Below are 17,694 nucleotides of genomic sequence, written 5' to 3'. Positions count from 1 at the left end.
AAATAATGTTTTTAAAAAGGACTATGAGGCAGGTACTCTCCGGTTTTGATAGTAAAAAGCACATAAATAAAGACGACAATTTAACGGAAGAGATAAAAATTATAACGCATAATAATATACAACCTAAGACAGTCCCGCAAAGTTGGGGCAAGCCTATTTTGTTTGATGAATTTGAGGCTCCAGAAATTTCGGCTGATAATATGCCGGGGATATTAGGCACGTTCGCTAGGGCGCTAGCGCGGGCCACTGAAACCTCAGAGGCTTTGTCCGTTATGCTCGTGCTAGGAACATTGTCAGTGGCAGTCAACAAAGGATTTACGGTGTGCCCTAAGCAAGGATGGAATGAATCACTAAATTTATACATATTTATCGCCTTGGAGTCAGGCAACAATAAAAGCGCTGTATTAAATCAATGCATAGAACCTCTGTTGAAGTGGGAGCAGCATAAAAAATTGATGCTAGAGCAAGTAATCAAGACGCAGAATTCCGATTTAAAAACTCAAGAAAGAATAATTGATGCCATGCGCTCAAGGGCTGCTAAAGAAAAGGATTCAACTGTGCAGGCAGAATTAATTAAGGAAATTTCTGTTAAGGAGTCAAAACTTGAAACTCCTAAAGTCCTTCCACGACTTTTCACAAACGATTCAACACCAGAAACCCTAGCCAAGAAAGTTCATGAGCAGGGCGGGAGATTGGCCATAATCTCTGATGAGGGTGGAATTATTGAGACATTGGCGGGATTATACTCTGGTGGGGTAGCAAATGTAGATATCGTTTTGAAGGGGTATGACGGCGGACATCTCAGGGTGCAGCGTAGCAATCGTGAATTTGATGTTAATCCACTTCTTTCATTTGTCCTTGCTGCTCAACCGAAAAAAGTTCAAGACATGGCCGCAAAACCTTCATTTCAAGGGAATGGGGTAGTTGAGCGGTTCCTATATGTCATGCCTAAGAGCAAAGCCGGGTTCCGTGAGAATGATGACTTTTTTGTTTCAAATGAAATTGTGGAAGAGTATGAACAAAAAATATTGTCTCTTTTGGATATTCCTACATACGAGGGTGGCAAAATTGACCCTAGTAGAGTTCTTTCATTGGATTCGGATGCTCGGGCTACTTGGAAAGCGTTTCAGGCGTCTATTGAGGTTGGACTTAGACCAGGTGGGAAATTCTCATCTTGCCGTGGGTGGGGCAATAAAATATGTGGTACCGTTTTGCGGATCGCAGGCCTCTTGCATATCTCTATGCATGGTAAGGATCTCCCAACAATCGACGTTTCAACCATGTCGAGTGCAGTGAACTTAGGTCTTTTACTGATTGAACATTCTGTTGCGACATTTGGCCTTATGGGCGCAGATCAGCCTACTAATGATGCAAAAGAAGTCTATTTATGGATTGAAGAAATAGGTAGCGACTCATTTCGTCAGTCGGAAGTGACGTATGCTATGCGTCATAAAAAATTTGGCAGGGCGGAAAACCTCAAGAGGGTTCTAAAGGTCTTGATTGAGAGAAATATTATTAGTTCTCCAAGTAAAGAGCAGACTCGGAACCATCCGACAATATACCAAGTCAATCCTGCGATACTTAAAAAAAGTATAAAGAAATAGGAAGCCGGAAAAAGGGAAGTTATGGGCATATTCTTGTTTTGACTTCCCTTTTTTCCGGATTCCGCAGCCTCAACAGTTGAAAATGAGTCTTTCGGGTATTGAACGATTCAAACGCTCGGTTTTAGTTAGAATTGTCCTCTCTGCAACACAATGCAATGCTTGCGATTCGATTGCCCCATAGGTTAAACTTCCGAAAATTATAAAGGCATTAAACTTAAACCAAATCAGTATGAAAGCGATTACTTGCAAATGAGTAGACCAGTAGGGATTGATCTTTTTGCCGGGGCGGGCGGCTTATCATTAGGTTTTGAACAGGCAGGCTTCGATATTGCTGCTGCTATAGAAATTGACCCAGTTCATTGCTCTACGCATGAATTTAACTTTCCGTATTCAACTACTGTTTGTGCCAGTGTCGCAGATTTAACCGGTGAGGACATTCGCAAACGCGCTAAACTCGGCAACGCCGATATCGATGTTGTTTTCGGCGGTGCTCCGTGCCAGGGATTTTCTATGATCGGCAAGCGCGCACTCGATGATCCACGAAATCAGTTGGTATTTCATTATGTTCGCATAGTACGTGAGTTGAATCCGAAATATTGTGTTTTTGAAAACGTGAAGGGCCTCACACTTGGGAAACATGTAAAATTTCTAGGTGAGCTTATAGAAGCTTTGCAAGTTGCTGGCTACGATATATTGTCGCCGTTTAGAGTGCTTAATGCTGCAACTTATGGAGTGCCTCAGAATCGACATAGACTATTTCTTGTTGGTACACGTCGTGGACTCTCACAACCGATATATCCTGAGGCTGAGAATGTTGACGTCTCAGTACAAGAGGCTATAGGCGATTTGCCAGACGCTGACAGTTTCGATGAATTAATTGCGAGCGACAACGTTCTTTTGGACTGGGAAACCGAAGCTCCTTATGCGCGCAAACTTCGAGGCCTTGATCGTGACCCTACAGACTTTGGATATAGGCGCGATTTTGATAACAACAAGCTAACGTCGAGTTTGCGTACCAAACATACTGAATTGTCGCGGAATCGTTTTGTGAATACGAAGCAGGGCAAGACTGAACCCGTTAGCCGCTTTTGTAGACTTGATATGCGTGGTAAATGTAATACGCTGCGAGCGGGAACCGATAGTGCGCGAGGTGCGCATACGTCACCGCGGCCGATTCATCCAATTTTCCCGCGTGTGATCACTGTTAGGGAGGCTGCTCGACTTCATTCTTATCCCGACTGGTTTAGGTTTCACAAAACGAAATGGCATGGTTTTCGTCAGATAGGTAATAGTGTGCCTCCTCTGTTAGGTCGCGCTATTGGCCTTGAGATCATTAAGGTTCTTAATATCAAACCTTCGAAGCCTCGGAAAATTCTACGCCCGCCGAGCGAAGCCTTGTTATCTTTTGGGATGGCCGAAGCTGCAAAGTATTTTAATGTTCCGTACGACACGATTGCACAACGAACTCGTAAATCGTAACAGTTGAGAAAGTAGATAATGATGTCGAGTGACAATGGGCGCAAGCAGAACCGGTATCAGGCGATCATCTCGCGCATATTTTCAAATCATTATAGTAGCGGGATAAGTGAGTTCGAATTTGCGCGCGACGAAATTGTTCCTATCGCCTTGGATCTTGGTATCGATCTACCAAAGAATCTTGGCGACGTTATTTATGCGGTTCGTTATCGCACTGAGTTGCCGCAGGAGGTTCTTGACACGGCAGCAGGCGACCTTGAATGGATTATTGAAGGGGCGGGGCGTGCGCGTTACCGATTTAGGCTCGTGCGCTTAAATCGAATAACTCCTCGCGAAGAGTTGCTGACCATCAAGGTGCCCGATGCAACCCCTGAGATCATAACGGCATATGCTTTGAGCGACGAGCAAGCTCTTCTCGCCAAGGTTCGCTATAACCGCCTGATAGATATCTTTCTTGGGATCACTGCGTATTCGTTGCAAAATCACTTGCGCACTACAGTGTGTGGTGTCGGTCAAATCGAAATTGATGAAATCTACGTTGGTATCGATCGTCACGGGCGGCAGTTTGTTGTGCCTGTACAGGCCAAAGGTGGCAATGACAAGCATGCAATCGTTCAGACACAGCAGGACATTGCCTGCTGTGTTGAAAAATTTCCCGACTTAATTTGTCGTGCAGTGTCCGTTCAGTTTATGAGCGAAGACCGCATCGCCATATTTGAGCTTACAGAACAGGATGGTGAAATAAGAGTAGTCGACGAAAAGCATTATAAGCTTGTTCCAGCCTCTTTTATTTCACCGGAAGATCTTCAGAACTATTCGATACGGACCAACTAAAGAACTTCCAGGGAATAGTTACCAGAGGCAACTATTCCCTAGTGGGGCGACCTATCGGAATAAGAGAGGGCAGACCTTGTCTCAAAAGCAGCATTCAGATGCTCTGAGTCAGATATTGCCTTCCATAAAAACGGGGTAATGTTTATAAAACTCAAAAAAGGCTTTTAGCTGAGACTCCTTTATTTCAAAGGGAATATCGCTAATATCTTCCTTACTCAAAGGCCAAGAGGCAGGAAGGATAGAATCTATAGAGAGTTTTTCTTTTGTAGTTAGTGGAGGGACGTCAATCTTGAATTGATTTTCACCAGTTATGTGTGAGTTGTAGATATAACTTTCATCAATCTTGCTAAAAACAATGTCCTCGCAAACAAGACCACCTATCGTGATCATAGGCGAGTCGTCCTGATATGAAAAATTAAAAAGAGGGATAAATTTATCTATTCGACCAGACTTTCTGATGGATCTATTGATTAACGAGATCATCATCCTTGAAAGAAGTTTTGGGAAACCGCTATTTTGTAAATCAGATCCCTCCAATATTGAGGGCACTAAATCTTTAAAGATCGATCGTAGACCTCTTTCCAGTGCATCTCTTGGAGTCTCATTAGGGCCTTGAGTGTCGGTAATTGATCCCCTGTGGGCATTTATTGTGAAAATTACGAAGCTATTTGTTTTGATGTTTTCACATGTATATCTAACGTCTGATACTACCGATGTGTCTACCGTTCCGTCATAGTCAAGCCATAGAATCGATTCTTTGTCTTGAAGTTTCAACTCAGGTAATACAATGTTGGCTTCTCCGATTTTTATATCTATGCATTTATATGGCTTGTTAAAATTAACTCTTCTTTCAAAACAGGCCTTTTTTTCTATGCTGATAAGATCTGAGATGTTTAAATTTTTGTGTGCAAGTATGAAATCTGAAAAAGTGAATGCACCGAAGCCAATATATCTATAATCGCTTAAATTGAAAATATTAGAGAATCTAGATAAACACTCAAATATTATTTTTCTTTCAATGTTTTTATTAGGACGAATAAAGTAATTAATCTTATCTATAGAAGACATATTAATCATCTACCTCGTTGTCGAAGTAATATTTAAAAGTTTTAAGTCCCGCGTCTTTATTTGTCATTAAGGGAGATCCAAGGGCTCTTTTTACCCTATTTAGTTCCTCAATGGGTTTTATATATGTAATTGAGGTCGTAGCAACCCGCGGTTTAGCCGAAAAGATAGGGGTAATCAGAGTCTGCTGAGTGGGTAAGTCTCTGATTTGTGTGATGATAGACCTTTGCTCTCTTGCCTTCAGATCTTCCACTTCTGTTTTTCTACGATTTGTATAGTCAATCCAAGCTCTTGTGGCTTCTTTCATTTTTAAAATAGCTCTACGGTAGAGCTTGCTCATTGTTTCTATTTCTGTCTTGGTTGTTGTCCAGGGCAGGAGTTTCGGGTCTTCACTGTAGAAAGAAATTAATCCTGCAAAACCATTGTACTGAGGGTGCCATGAAGGGAATCCTTCGTCTCCCCACACTGTATCTTTGGATTTGTCTCCTGCTAATACAACCCGGTCATTACAAGTCACAAACCAGCCATAATAATCAACATCAGCAGGATCAGGAGTATCCGCGTCAGTATCATCGGGAGGTAGTCCGCTCATTCCGGCAGTTAGTGAAACAAGCACCCCATTCTCATCTGCATACTCGAATTTAATAGGCTTGAAATCATCTCCTACTCTGAAACAATATGGATGAGGAATAACATTAGTGCCATTTATAAATACCTTGAATCCTCGTTGGATAATGAATGAATAATCTCTTGCAATATTATTTATAAGGTTATTTACAAAAACTGGATCCGAAAATTCCTCACTTATGTCCTTGTCTAAATTTTTGACCTCTATATGAGTTCCAGGTATATCCTTTTTCCCGATGGTATTAAGGTCAAAATCCCAATCTTCAGCTTCTGCCCAAGCATTTACATCTATTTCTACAGAAAAAGCTTCTTCATCCGTAGAGGAACTTATAATAATGGTTTTACCAAGTTTTAGAATAGCTCTCTTCATGCCAATGCCATAGAGACCTATTCCATAGGATGTGTCTATAGGCGCATTTTTCTTACGTCCGAAGTGAAAAGCGTAATTCACCGCTTCCTCAACTGAAATGCCTCCACAATTGTCAACTATAGAGAAATGCTCAGCATTGAAATCTATGTAGACCTCGTAACCGTTGTAATCTGCCACCCTCAAATCATCGACACCATGTTTTCGAAGACTTTTACTAGCTCCATCAAAAGAATTATCAAGGAGGTCAAGAAGGCATGCCTCCAAAGTAATGTCCTTTGTGATCATGCTGATAAAAAAATCTTTTGTTGGTGAGGCATGTGCTTTTTGTGTCATTTCAGTATTCCTTGTATATGAAAGATAATTTCACTTCATATCCCTTAGGCGCAATATTGTGTTTTGAAAAATAAACGACGTATAGCGTCCCCATTGAGAAGCGATCAATCTTATATTGCCGTCAGTCTCTGGCAATGACCTGGCCCGTAAGTCGCGGCAAAAGGCTGCTAAGAATATGAATATATTGAGAAATTTAAATATGCCGAAATATTACTAGGGAATTAGCTTGGATAAGTAAGCAATGTAAGTCCCCTTTATTATTATGCTGATAACAAATATAACAAAATTTTATTTGTGAGACGTACGATAATGCAGATTTATAGTCATTCTGTTCTAGGTAACATGTTATTCCAAAAAATGAATTTAATCAGTTTCTCAGTAAACTTCCTTCCTGCAAATGAGTACGCCTAGAAGAGACTTCGTGAAGTAGATAATAAACTGCATATCCTATAAATTCATGGTGTGTGTGTTAGGTCATAACTTAACATTAAACCCTAAATTTGTCTCAACTCTTTGTTCATAGTGCTGGGAATATATTGCTAGGAAGGAGTTTATAGTATGGATGATTTTAAATATATGAATGGTCGATGGACAAAGATTGTTGATCATGAGTTTTCGACAGTTGAACTATTGCAGATGTCACATGAAACTGCTGAGTCTTTATGGCTTATGTTTCCCGGAGCAGACAAGCTAAGATTGATGCCAAGGTACAGACAGTCTCGCTTACCTGATGGACGGTATGAATTGGAAATTTTGTAGTTTAACCTTGTAAATGTTCACGATTGTCTGAATTTATGTATAACTCTTCAACGCATTGCGATCAGTAGGCCAAGCCACTCACTAGATGGCATATAAAATAAAATAAATTCATGGTTCTGGCTCCTATTGTGATGGCTCCCTGTCTCTTTTTTTTGCAAAGCTGAAAAAGAGACAGGATGATCCTGGGCCGCATAGGAGCAATATTCAAGAGGTCTTGAAACGCGGGATGGTCGAGGGATGTAAGTTTATATACTCTCTCCTTTATGGCACCCGATTTCCCTTTAACCGCTAGATATGCGGATTAGACGCGCCCGTATATGACCGGTGCATATACGTAGTTAGCCCCATTCCTGCCTAGCGTTGATTAGGCCTGATTTGAGCCCTCACAGAGGGTTGAGATCAGTATCGGGATTGATTCAAATGGCCCCAGGTGTAAGAACTTGGCCCCCATTTGAGAATCTTCGGATTTGGCATTTTCTCTCAACATGCAAGCGTCAACGTGTAGGTGGACCAAGGCCAAAAATGTTCAGCCCAATGGCTTTTGCTGTTGGGCTTTTTTCTTTTAAATATTTATTAGTATGTAAGGAGTTTTAGGATGGCAACGAAAATAGGATATCAGGCAAAGTCACTTTTTGGGAAAATGTATGATAAAGCGGGATCAACAAGGACTGGCCATCAGCATCGGGCCGAAAAAATCGGCGATTTTATGCAGTCTCAGGGGTTGCGTTGCATTGAACATATGAAGTTAAAGCATGTTGAGCGCTATATGGAATTGCAAGTAACTAGGGGATTGAGCGAATCCACACTTGCTAATTATGCCAGCACACTTCGGGCGATAGCTAAGAAGGTTGGCAAGGGGGATATGGTAGCCAAATCAAACGCTGAAGCTTTTGGTTTTTCGCGAGATCTCGGTGCCCGCCGACACCCGATAATGGTTGATCGTGAAAAAGTTTCTGAAGTTGAGAAATTGCTTACTGAGAAGGGTCATGAATGGGCTGGCTTGGCCTATCGCATGACACAAGAATTTGGTCTGAGGCGTCAGGAAGCACTGCTTTCGAACTGTATTATAGTGCGAGAGGGGAAAACATTTCTCATCGTTAAAGGAGCTAAGGGGGGGAGGGCACGTGAAATAGAAGTGAAAAACCAATCTCAGAGAAATGTTCTCGAAAAGGTTCAGGGCCACATAGCGGCCGCTGGTGGAAACTCTCTTTGCCCTTCCTCCATGAATCTTAAGCAGGCAAAGCAATGTTATTCCAACCACGTTAACCGTGCAGGAGGAAAGAAAGTCACTAATTCGCATAGCCATGCAAATCGTCATGGTTGGGCGCAGTTAGAGAAAACTGCTGGTGCCTCTGATTGTGATTTATCTAAAGATCTGGGTCATGGACGTCCAGAAGTTGTAAAGCATTATGTTGAGTAGTTGAATTGATAAGCTCAAGAATTTTTTCCCCCCACGCTTCTGCCATAGTCCTCTTTTCTAGATCGTATTTGTACTTATTATATGTCCGCCTTAGCTTTGGCGGCTTGTGCGATAGGAAGTGGTCGATAATATCGTATCTGTATCCAAGGGCGGCAAGGCCTGTTGAGGCAGTTCTTCTCAGGTCATGAGGCGTCCACTTCTCCATTGGTAGTCTAATGACTCCGCTTTTAGTGGTGCTTAGCAACCGTCTAACTGTATAGCTTAACTTGTTTACACGAGTTTGGCTCCCGGCGCGTGCAGGGAAAACACGGCCTTTTCCTTCCCCTAAAATATCTTTCGCTGTCGCGGATAGGTATACGCGGTGTGGAAGTCCATTTTTTGTTTTATGGGTTGGGATGGTCCACCAGTTCCCATCAATTTCTTCGTATTCGATCCCGAGGCACTCTCCAGGTCTTTGTCCAGTCAATAGGATCAATCGAAGGACTTTAATGGTTTGTGCTCTGCTTGCTATGTCACATTTGCGTCCTGTAGCAATCCCATGCCAGAACTGTTTTATTTCCTCGTCGGACAGGGATCGATCACCCTCGTTTTCCACTCCTGGGCGTTTCATTTTGTGTGCGGGGTTTGACTCCACTCCTGGATAGCCTCTATCTAGTGCAAAATTATAGATAGTGCAAATTTTAGTCAGTGTTATGTTGGCTTGGCGGTCGGCCCCTCGTAGCATGATCTTGTCGATGATTTTTGCGATGTCTCGCCGCGTCACCTCTCCTGCTGGTTTGGAGCCTATTTCCGGTATGACATCCTTTTCAAGGACGCGTCGATCCTCCACACCTTGATCTTTTTTCTTGATTGATCGAAGAGTTAGAAATTCTTCCACTAACATTTCAACTGTGTGTTCCTTTTTCTCAAATAAAGCTTCGGCGGGGTCTTTGCCATTTGCCTTGAGGGCTGATGCCTCTAGGTGTTTTGACTTTGCCTCCCGGATAGAAAGGCCGGGGTATCTGCCAAAAGTAAGGCGCTTCGGTTTCTTGTTAATTTTGTAACGGTACTGAAATACCTTGATGCCAGAAGGGTAAACTCTGACCTGAAAACCATCATTTATGGTGATGTCGTATCGTTTTTGTTTAGGTTTTAATGATTTTATAAAATTGTCTGTTAGGTTTAACATGCTTCTTTCTCCGTGGGGTACACTCTGGGGTACACTCTTGTTGTGGCTGTCTCTGGTTTTTATTGTATCCACACGGAGGTTAGTATGACAACAATTCTAATAAAGTTATTTAAAAACAAGTAGTTAAGTTGTCCATTGGTGTCTATGTATGTCTGCTGAGGGTTGGGTAGATAAAACGTCTACAGCTTCCCAAGCTGAGAGTCGCGGGTTCGAATCCCGTTTCCCGCTCCATAAAAATCAAGGACTTAGCTTAAATGCTGAGTCCTTTTTTTGTGCAAATTTGCTGGGTGTGAATAAAAGTGTGAATTTTACTCTTTTGATAGATACATACGCAGGTAGCTTATGTTTCAGTTGTTGGAGGCGTGGCGATAGCATCATGAATTACACTAGGGAGCCTTCGGGCGGACGGGCGGCACACAATTACCACTAACAGTAAAATCCAATAACTTCATGGCATGACTGATCTGATTTTGGATAAATAACGCTAGTGCCGGGTGGGCGGGGATGAGATGCTTCTGATCGCTGGAACCTTGTCTGTACCATATGGTTTACATAATACCTGTTATGTAAAAGTGGGAACGAGGGTATTCCGGAGGTTTAATCCCGGAACATGTCGCGTAAGGATCCTTACGCGGTGAGCGATAGCGAACGGAACGTGCCGAGTGGAGCGGCTAATTGGTCAGGCTGGTGACAGCTAAACTGTGGTTTGGGTCATGATTGAAGCTCTGGGATGAATTGCTTTATCCATGTGGTCAGGGATCTGTCTTTAAGAATACTATCTGTGGGCAGTGTAGCTGTAGGTGTGTAAGCTTTTAAAGTGTAGATAGCTGTAAAGATTTAATCCCCGCCGAAGCGGGGACGTTAGGGGTTACGCATCTGCCAGTTCAGCAAGCAGGCGAGTCTGCTGTTGCTTGAGCATAGTTGTCGCGAGTTCATCTACACCGTTGACTGCTCGCTCAGTTCCTTCGCAAGTAGCGAGGACAACACGGGATGCACAGTTAACGGACTTAATGATGTTACGGACTGACTCGGGTAGCATAGACTGAGATACAGCTTTCATGATGGACTCCTGATCAGGAAGGTGGGCATACAATATGCCACGATATAAAGAGGGTTGTGATAGATGACCCGAGCTACGAGGGGCATAGTGCTAGGAAACGTCCGGTGAAAAATCGTAGGGCAAAGTTATATTAACCCCCGGGGGGGGCTTTTGAATTTGACCTTTGTGTATATAGTACTGACCCCGTACCCAGATGGCATATTCTGCTGGAACCTGCCAGCCTGTCAGGAGCTCCTAAGGACATCCGAGACTGGTTTTGATACAACATGCGAGATGGCAACTGCTTGGGCTTTGGTCGAGTGCTAGCGTCTGAACACAACTCCATAATTTTGAGACTCAAAAATACCTGACTGAATGTCAATTTAAGCTGCTTTTTCTGATATCGCTCTACCGTCAGCTCCTTGCAATCTCATTAAGTTCTGATAGAAATAGAAACACACAATAGTAAAAAATAATCCCGATAAAACCAATCCTTCCGTGAGGGGGGGGACAGAAAGCGACAGGTCTTTGTTGGCTAATAGATGGCCGAGCGGCAGAAGGATATTAATCCTTATGGAGAGCTCGTCCATTAGGCATTTCGGGCATACCTCAGCATCTGAATAGTGAAGATTTATAGACAGCATACCGGACAGTTCAATGCCTGAACTATGGTGCTATTTAAGGTGTTGAGAACTGATATGGGTGACATCTTCATCAGCTACAAAATGATGTGCACGGCCAAGCTGAAAACCTGGGCTGGTGAGCGCTTTGATGACGTAATTGAAGCAAGGCGCAAGCATAACGTCCTAAAAAGCAAACGGAGTCGGTCATAACTCGAAATCTCGCTGCTCCACCTTCTGGATATACACTGCTGGTGGAATAGGCAATATTTCCCAGTCAGACATGACGATATTGAGGGAAGGCTATGGAAGATTATCGGCTGGAGCGTCATTTCAAGCTCTGGGAAGAGAACAATAAGCAAATAAAGCGTGTAATTTTTCTGACCGTCGCAATCTCGTTGGCCTTGGTTGTGAAGGTGCTCGTCCCGTTTGTCGATTACTCGCAAACCAAAAAACCCATTCTTCAAAGAATAGACTTACTGGAGCAAGAAAAAGAGCGAGTGAATGAGAAAATGGAGGTTATTGAGCGCACAGAGAAGATTCTGAATAACGTAAGTCGGTTTATTTCGGCGCAGCCGTGGCAACAGGAAAAGGAAGTGTTAATCCGGCGCTATCAAGGGATGCGTATAGGCCATGACCGAGCGAGTTACCAGCGCGAGGCGGATCAAACGATTCGTAATATTGCCGCGATGTTGCACGGAAATATCGTCGGCCCTTTGCGACAGAGTTCGGGGGCATCGGGTGGGCGAGATCGTGACCTCGGGCGGCTGAGTGAGGAAATTGAGGCCTTGAGCGCGTTCATCGATGAATGGCAGGCCGAGTACATTGGTAAGCGATGGTATGACACCATCAGAAGAAAAGGCGAAACGATGTCGAGTCTCACTCGGGATCTGAACCAGCGGCTCAATAATTTCTCGAGGGTTGTAAGGCAGGAACTGGCTGCCTTGAAGCAAATAAGGGAGTCTGTTAACAAGGAATCGGAGTCGTTGAATAGCCAGATTGAATCCGAGGGGAGCAACCTAGACGATATTGACAAGGAATTGCAGAGTATCTTGCCGCAGTGGGTGCGCGGGCTGGTGAAGACCTATCAGGTCATTCAACTTTTACCCCTAGTTTTGGTGGCTGTGGCGGCCTACGTACTTGCCATTGGGATGAATCTGACAGGTCACTACAAGGCGTATGCGGCCGGCAAGAAGTTTGACAAAGAACTGATTTCCGAGCCGGCGATGAGCTCGACATGGACCCTACTTCCGCGAGGCAGGTACGGGACGATGCAGACCATCGCAGCCTATTCGGTGTTTTTCGTCTTTTCTTGGCTGTTGCTCGAGAAGTCTATAGGCCTGTTGCTTGATTGGCTGATGGTTGATTCATCGCAGGCATGGATCGCGGCGCCGGCCCTTTGGGAAGGATTTCTTTGGTTCAGCCGAATTGCGTTTGTGATGTTTATCCTCTACGTGTGCACTATGCCATGGCGAACAAAAGATGAGAAAGAACCCTCATGAAATTTCTTAAACACACATTTGGGAACAGTAATCGCCACAAGGCCAATAGACACAGGGGGCAACCGGTGGATGTCTCAAATATCGTGACTTGATCTCATGGCCCCCGACATTTAGAACACAAAATCGGCTCTTTCGCTTTGCTGTAAAATCAGCAGTTTAGCGGAAGGGCCTTTTTGATACGGACTTTCGAGACGGTTTTGGTAGAAATAGCCGTGTGATTTCAGTCGGGTAGGGAGTTCGACAGCTCTTTCAAATGGTGATTCCGGTCGAGCTGACCTCAAAATTGACCGATCTGGCTGGTTTGCCGTCTATAAGGTTCATACATTTGAAACAGGCTACCGTAAGCTCTAAGGAATTACGAAAAATCTATATTGAGTTCATTTGGTAGAGGAGTAAGGAGGCTGAGGACCGGCTTAATTGAGTTAAACGCGCAAAGCTTTCTGACATTGAGAGCTAAATCGCGGGCATTCGAATAAAGATTCAGTAGCCTAGATTGACTTTAGATGATTGACAGATAGAGTCTAGGAACTATTCCTGTTTGTAATTGATGACTCTTTTGTGAGTATTCTACAAATTTAGAGTCGTATGCTGAAAAAAAATAATTTTAAGCTTGCCCTCTTTTTTAAGACCTTCATCAACAGAAACCTATAATATGATATTAGTTTCAGTCGCTGATAAAAACAAAATAAATCAAGAGGCATTGAGCTTATTAATTTTTAGTATAGGACAGAAATCTCCAGCCACTTTTACTGATATTTTCCTTTTATATCCAACTGGAGAAGTAGAAGACACTTTTATCTATTCAATTGAAAAACTTGGTGTGAAACCAATTCCATATCCTCTTGAACGGCTAGATGATCCATATAGGACAAAATTTTTACTATGCTCTTTCTTTAAAGAGTTGCGTTGTACAAATGAATATTTTCTCTACTTAGATCCAGACCATATAGCCCTGAAACCATTCACTTTCAGGCATGAAAAATCGGAGGTTCTTGTTAGTTCTGAACTAAAAACACTTAACTCAATAAAAGTACCTGAAAACATTCTTTCAAATTTAGAAGGCAGACATTTCAATACTTCTATTATTCTTGGCCACATTGGCTCATGGAGAAAGATAATTTCTTTCTGGGAGAATGCATATAGGCAATTGTTAGGTATCATCCCGCCAAGGTACTTAGAAGAGGTTGCTTTTAGTCTTGCAGCCAAACAAGCCAATGTTAATATGCGTCCAATCGATTCAGACGTCCAAGGTAATTTTTCCTGTTTCAACAAAAATTGCTCGTTGTTTCATTATGGTGGGGATAGTCCTGTCGCGATAAAAACTAAGCAGATTTTAGGCTCTAAAGACATCGTCAACAAAAGGCTTGTTCAGCTTCAACAAGGGTCGCGTAGTCCACACGAAAGCTGGTTTCTCGAAGAAATCAATGACCTATTGCTGCACCAAGAGGAGGATGAATGATCCGACACATAGGCCTGATACCAGATGGCAACCGAAGGTGGGCTAAAGAGAATTCCTACACCTATCATGAAGCGTATACTAAAGCCATGCAGCGGGTAACTGAGTGTGCAAGTTTGTTTTATAACGCCGGCTTTTATAGTTGCAGCATCTACCTGCTGAGCACAGCAAATTTATCCAGAGGAAGAGATGACTTAGCTGCTGTTTTTGATGCAGAGACTCTCTTTTTAACTACTATGCTGCCATCCGTAATGGATGATCTTCAGTGCAAAGTAATTCATGCGGGGAGTGGGGCACTGCTGCCCATGCGAATGCAATCTTCCTTGGTTGAACTTTGTGAACAAACGAAACATTTTTCGGAGCGAACGCTATACCTACTTCTAGGTTATGATCCAAGTGATGAATTAAAAGCAGCTATCAAGCTAGTTAAACAGAAAAACGAGTCAGTGGATTTTATTGACCACTTATGGGTGCCAGAACGCGTCGATGTAATTATCCGCACTGCTGGTGGCCCCCCGCTGCTTAGCAACTTCCTTCCATTGCAAAGCGGATACGCTCAGATACATATGATGGAGAAATTCTTTCCAGACTGTACAGATGAGGATTTTATGGAAAAAATCAACAAAGCCAAATCAACAAATATGCTATATGGCAGATAAAAAAATGATTCATCTTAATATTTGATTACGACATTACAATTTAGAAAACAGGTGACATTCCGCCTGGGCTCGATGTGCTGAAGAATTTTACTTGTGATACCGTCGTATTTGGCTTGGCTTCATAATGGGAATAATCAAAAGATCTACTCTGCGAGCTTGCAAGTTGAGCTCTATAGCAAGCTAAAGATTTGAAAAGCGAGCCATACAAAGAATATTACCGCTAAGAAAATTGCAGGGTAGTGATTAACGAAAACAGACAATATCTTTTTAAATTGCTTAAATAAATCAACCCTTGGTCAGTGCAATTAAAATCCCTGCAAGCCAAATCTACCGCTACGAATCAGCGTTCCGGAAGGCATATCATGATAGATCTGCAGCTATCAACAATTACACCATTGGACCTAACAACCCATATTGGCAACCGAGGCTTCGTCGTGATTGTAGGGTCGGGTATTTCAGGCTGGGAGCCGAGTACACTACCAACCGGGCAAGACTTCACCGCTGGAGTTAAAGACGCTCTTTTTTCAACTCCTGGACATCCTTCTATATCTTCAAACGACATCATGTTTTTAAAAGATCATCTCGACAATATTCCGTTCGAAATGATATTGGAGCGGTGCCCTGATCAAGGTCGCATTGGCCAACTCTTATCTAGTCTATATTCTGGCCATTCAGTTAATGAAATCCATCAAGCGCTTGGCGATCTCGCCAGGAGTGGAAAAATACATTCTATCATCACCACAAACTATGATCTTGGGCTAGATGTTGTTTTATCTGGAGGACCGTTACCCACAGTTGTGAGCCAATCCGACGCCCCACCTCCAGGCGACAGGGTGTATTTCAAGATTCATGGGTGCGTCAACTCCCCTGGAACCATGATTTATAGTCTAAGCCAAGAATCTGAGCTGCCGTTATGGAAAAAAAATGTGCTCTCTAGCGTTCTTTCAGGTCGGCCGTTGTTGTTGATAGGTTATTCGGGACTAGATTTTGAGATATGTCCTGAACTCAAACGATGCAGTCCATCTAAAATACTATGGAATTTCTTCTCAAATGCGGACAAAGAACGTTCTCCTGGGCTTAAACATGTGCAGCAACTGAGAACCCCCCAACATGCCTTAATCGGCGATATGCGCAAACTCTTTTCGCTTCTTGGAGTTCCAGTGAGTCCTACTTATGCTAGCGGTGGTGTGCACAATATCGGAGACGAGTTGAGAAGCCTTTTCTCTAGCGATGCCCTACTCTTATGGCGAGCAAGAGTTCTTACTTCCATTGGCCATGCACGTCTCGCATTAGATGCGAACAAACCACTGCTTCTACGGTCTTCAACAGATCCTGACATTGTTGCTGAGTACGCCCAGGCGCTTTTTCAGAATGGGCAATATCGGGCCAGTGCAGATCAGTATTTTTGGGCAGCGAATAATGCGTCTGATTACAATACTAAGCTGCTAAGGAAGCTTGATGCCTGCGACGCCCTTCGATGCTTTGGCGGATTTAGGGAGGCTCGGATGGTTCTGAAGTCTGTCTATTCAGAGGCTCGAAAGATCTCCTCTACCTCACAAAAGGTATTGGTACGTGCAATCCTTAAAGACTTGCTTCTCATTGGAAATCATTGGCTGCGTCGGAAAAAATTATTGAAAGGGTGGGGCTGCCACGCATTAAAAGTTCGTGCTAAGAAACTTATTGAAGAGGGAGCACCTCTTTCGCTTAGTGCTGGATTGTGGCTGGACTTCCAACAGTTTCAATTTTGGGCAGAAAGATTTAATTTCCCAACAGGCACGTTGAGCGCAAGAGGAGGATTTGAGCCTCTGCCAACCATAGATGGCTACAAACATCTTGGCTATTATATACCCCACCTAATGCAAATGTATGATTCACTTTTCGACAAAAGTAAATTCGTATCAAAGGGTGAAGTAGAAAAAGGCTATGACTCAGCAGCGCAAATGGGGTGCCATCCCTTGGCGTGGAAACTTTGTCGGGGGGCCATATATCGATTCAACAACACATCTCGGTGGAAAATTAGGCATAAATTGCACTTTAGCGCTTGTCAATACAAAGCCTCTCAAAAGATAGCCTACAGACTTGCATGGCCTATCTAACAACACATTGAATCGTCGCCAGTTGAGTAGATAACTTCTAGTTTCAATAATTGCAGCAAAATGAAGCCCCGGTTATAGCTGGGGCTTCATTTTTTCTGCGTCTTGAATGTAGTTACATGTGAAAACACCTGAAACTTGCTGTACGAGATTTTCGACTTCCATAAGGTCTAAGTTTTGACAATCACCTACCCCGAGTGCGTTGGAAGTCTTGAACCTTACCCCCCTGTGTCACCATTTAAAGGCACCGAGGGGTAGCTCTATCTATCGGACGCCAAAAGCCCAAGATCAGTTGATCGAGGGCTTTTCTGACTTATCGCTATATTTAGCACAGCGTCTACTTGAATTTTTTCGACCCGTTAGAAACTTTCACGGAATCCCCCTCTAGAGGCAAAATAAAAGAGCTTTCTTCTCGCGAATGCGGATGTATTTCAGCTGGATCATCAAAATGCCATATGAGGGGACATCAGCACGATCAGGGTAAAAACTATCGTGGCAACCAAAATTACCAGAAGAACCGTTTCCCACATCGTTTTCTGCGTGTCCCTGAATTCGTCCAGATCTTCATGGCGAAAACTGTGTTCGTAAAGCCAATTGCTGACACGTCCCATAGCCCCTCTCTTTCTCCCTCTTGCATGTTTATATTGTAGCATGACTGTCTACATTGGC

13 protein-coding genes are annotated in these 17,694 nt (G+C 43.2%); 9 read left to right on the top strand and 4 right to left on the bottom strand.

The annotated features are described in order from the left end of the window. Window positions 1-5: 5 nt before the first annotated feature. From ACZ5PT_RS15360 to ACZ5PT_RS15350, 3 genes are all read left to right on the top strand, one after another. Window positions 6-1,604 carry a YfjI family protein gene (locus tag ACZ5PT_RS15360; protein WP_464263905.1) on the top strand — a complete coding sequence of 533 codons (1,599 nt, stop codon included), beginning with the start codon at window positions 6-8 and terminating at the stop codon, window positions 1,602-1,604. Window positions 1,605-1,853: 249 nt separating this feature from the next. Continuing rightward, on the top strand, window positions 1,854-3,083 hold the full coding sequence (locus ACZ5PT_RS15355) for a DNA cytosine methyltransferase (protein WP_464263904.1): 1,230 nt from the start codon (window positions 1,854-1,856) through the stop codon (window positions 3,081-3,083). 18 nt (window positions 3,084-3,101) lie between these two features. Continuing rightward, window positions 3,102-3,914 carry an endonuclease gene (locus ACZ5PT_RS15350; RefSeq protein WP_464263903.1) on the top strand — a complete coding sequence of 271 codons (813 nt, stop codon included), beginning with the start codon at window positions 3,102-3,104 and terminating at the stop codon, window positions 3,912-3,914. 108 nt (window positions 3,915-4,022) lie between these two features. Here ACZ5PT_RS15350 and ACZ5PT_RS15345 read toward each other — a convergent pair whose 3' ends face one another. After that, window positions 4,023-4,982, bottom strand: coding sequence for an O-methyltransferase (locus tag ACZ5PT_RS15345; protein ID WP_464263902.1), 960 nt, complete (start codon window positions 4,980-4,982; stop codon window positions 4,023-4,025). 1 nt (window position 4,983) lies between these two features. Next, window positions 4,984-6,309, bottom strand: a complete 1,326-nt coding sequence (locus ACZ5PT_RS15340; protein WP_464263901.1) for an ATP-binding protein — start codon at window positions 6,307-6,309, stop codon at window positions 4,984-4,986. A 558-nt stretch (window positions 6,310-6,867) separates the two neighbouring features. Between ACZ5PT_RS15340 and ACZ5PT_RS15335 the strand changes: the two genes are divergently transcribed. Beyond that, window positions 6,868-7,068: a hypothetical protein gene (locus tag ACZ5PT_RS15335; RefSeq protein ID WP_464263900.1), complete on the top strand. Its 201-nt coding sequence runs from the start codon at window positions 6,868-6,870 to the stop codon at window positions 7,066-7,068. Between the two features lie 595 nt (window positions 7,069-7,663). Continuing rightward, a complete protein-coding gene (locus tag ACZ5PT_RS15330) occupies window positions 7,664-8,488 on the top strand; it encodes an integrase domain-containing protein (protein WP_464263899.1) in 825 nt (274 codons plus the stop codon). On the opposite strand, the gene ACZ5PT_RS15325 is transcribed toward ACZ5PT_RS15330, so the two are convergent. Then, window positions 8,436-9,656, bottom strand: a complete 1,221-nt coding sequence (locus ACZ5PT_RS15325) for a tyrosine-type recombinase/integrase (protein WP_464263898.1) — start codon at window positions 9,654-9,656, stop codon at window positions 8,436-8,438. The genes ACZ5PT_RS15330 and ACZ5PT_RS15325 overlap by 53 nt on opposite strands. A gap of 1,964 nt (window positions 9,657-11,620) precedes the next feature. On the opposite strand from ACZ5PT_RS15325, the gene ACZ5PT_RS15320 reads away from it, so the two are divergent. The 4 genes from ACZ5PT_RS15320 to ACZ5PT_RS15305 all read left to right on the top strand — a co-directional run bounded on the left by ACZ5PT_RS15320 (window position 11,621) and on the right by ACZ5PT_RS15305 (window position 17,028). Then, complete coding sequence (locus tag ACZ5PT_RS15320; protein ID WP_464263897.1) at window positions 11,621-12,817, top strand: hypothetical protein; 1,197 nt, start codon at window positions 11,621-11,623, stop codon at window positions 12,815-12,817. A 652-nt stretch (window positions 12,818-13,469) separates the two neighbouring features. Next, on the top strand, window positions 13,470-14,276 hold the full coding sequence (locus ACZ5PT_RS15315; protein ID WP_464263896.1) for a hypothetical protein: 807 nt from the start codon (window positions 13,470-13,472) through the stop codon (window positions 14,274-14,276). Continuing rightward, window positions 14,273-14,932 (top strand): undecaprenyl diphosphate synthase family protein, encoded by a 660-nt coding sequence (locus ACZ5PT_RS15310; RefSeq protein WP_464263895.1) that lies wholly within the window; start codon window positions 14,273-14,275, stop codon window positions 14,930-14,932. Before ACZ5PT_RS15315 ends, ACZ5PT_RS15310 begins: the two co-directional genes overlap by 4 nt. 362 nt (window positions 14,933-15,294) lie before the next feature. Beyond that, window positions 15,295-17,028 carry an SIR2 family protein gene (locus tag ACZ5PT_RS15305; RefSeq protein ID WP_464263894.1) on the top strand — a complete coding sequence of 578 codons (1,734 nt, stop codon included), beginning with the start codon at window positions 15,295-15,297 and terminating at the stop codon, window positions 17,026-17,028. A gap of 440 nt (window positions 17,029-17,468) precedes the next feature. On the opposite strand, the gene ACZ5PT_RS15300 is transcribed toward ACZ5PT_RS15305, so the two are convergent. Further along, a complete protein-coding gene (locus tag ACZ5PT_RS15300) occupies window positions 17,469-17,636 on the bottom strand; it encodes a hypothetical protein (protein ID WP_464263893.1) in 168 nt (55 codons plus the stop codon). Window positions 17,637-17,694 lie beyond the last annotated feature (58 nt).

The organism is Desulfuromusa ferrireducens (assembly GCF_055389805.1).
The sequence above is the reverse complement of the archived record's forward strand: the minus strand, read 5'-3'. Positions and strand labels throughout refer to the sequence as shown.

What these genes read in the sequence shown, in the direction of transcription:
- ACZ5PT_RS15360 (WP_464263905.1), top strand. Translation starts at nt 6, where the DNA reads ATGTTTTTAAAAAGGACTATGAGGCAGGTACTCTCCGGTTTTGATAGT.
- ACZ5PT_RS15355 (WP_464263904.1), top strand. Translation starts at nt 1,854, where the DNA reads ATGAGTAGACCAGTAGGGATTGATCTTTTTGCCGGGGCGGGCGGCTTA.
- ACZ5PT_RS15350 (WP_464263903.1), top strand. Translation starts at nt 3,102, where the DNA reads ATGATGTCGAGTGACAATGGGCGCAAGCAGAACCGGTATCAGGCGATC.
- ACZ5PT_RS15345 (WP_464263902.1), bottom strand. Translation starts at nt 4,982, where the DNA reads ATGTCTTCTATAGATAAGATTAATTACTTTATTCGTCCTAATAAAAAC.
- ACZ5PT_RS15340 (WP_464263901.1), bottom strand. Translation starts at nt 6,309, where the DNA reads ATGACACAAAAAGCACATGCCTCACCAACAAAAGATTTTTTTATCAGC.
- ACZ5PT_RS15335 (WP_464263900.1), top strand. Translation starts at nt 6,868, where the DNA reads ATGGATGATTTTAAATATATGAATGGTCGATGGACAAAGATTGTTGAT.
- ACZ5PT_RS15330 (WP_464263899.1), top strand. Translation starts at nt 7,664, where the DNA reads ATGGCAACGAAAATAGGATATCAGGCAAAGTCACTTTTTGGGAAAATG.
- ACZ5PT_RS15325 (WP_464263898.1), bottom strand. Translation starts at nt 9,656, where the DNA reads ATGTTAAACCTAACAGACAATTTTATAAAATCATTAAAACCTAAACAA.
- ACZ5PT_RS15320 (WP_464263897.1), top strand. Translation starts at nt 11,621, where the DNA reads ATGGAAGATTATCGGCTGGAGCGTCATTTCAAGCTCTGGGAAGAGAAC.
- ACZ5PT_RS15315 (WP_464263896.1), top strand. Translation starts at nt 13,470, where the DNA reads ATGATATTAGTTTCAGTCGCTGATAAAAACAAAATAAATCAAGAGGCA.
- ACZ5PT_RS15310 (WP_464263895.1), top strand. Translation starts at nt 14,273, where the DNA reads ATGATCCGACACATAGGCCTGATACCAGATGGCAACCGAAGGTGGGCT.
- ACZ5PT_RS15305 (WP_464263894.1), top strand. Translation starts at nt 15,295, where the DNA reads ATGATAGATCTGCAGCTATCAACAATTACACCATTGGACCTAACAACC.
- ACZ5PT_RS15300 (WP_464263893.1), bottom strand. Translation starts at nt 17,636, where the DNA reads ATGGGACGTGTCAGCAATTGGCTTTACGAACACAGTTTTCGCCATGAA.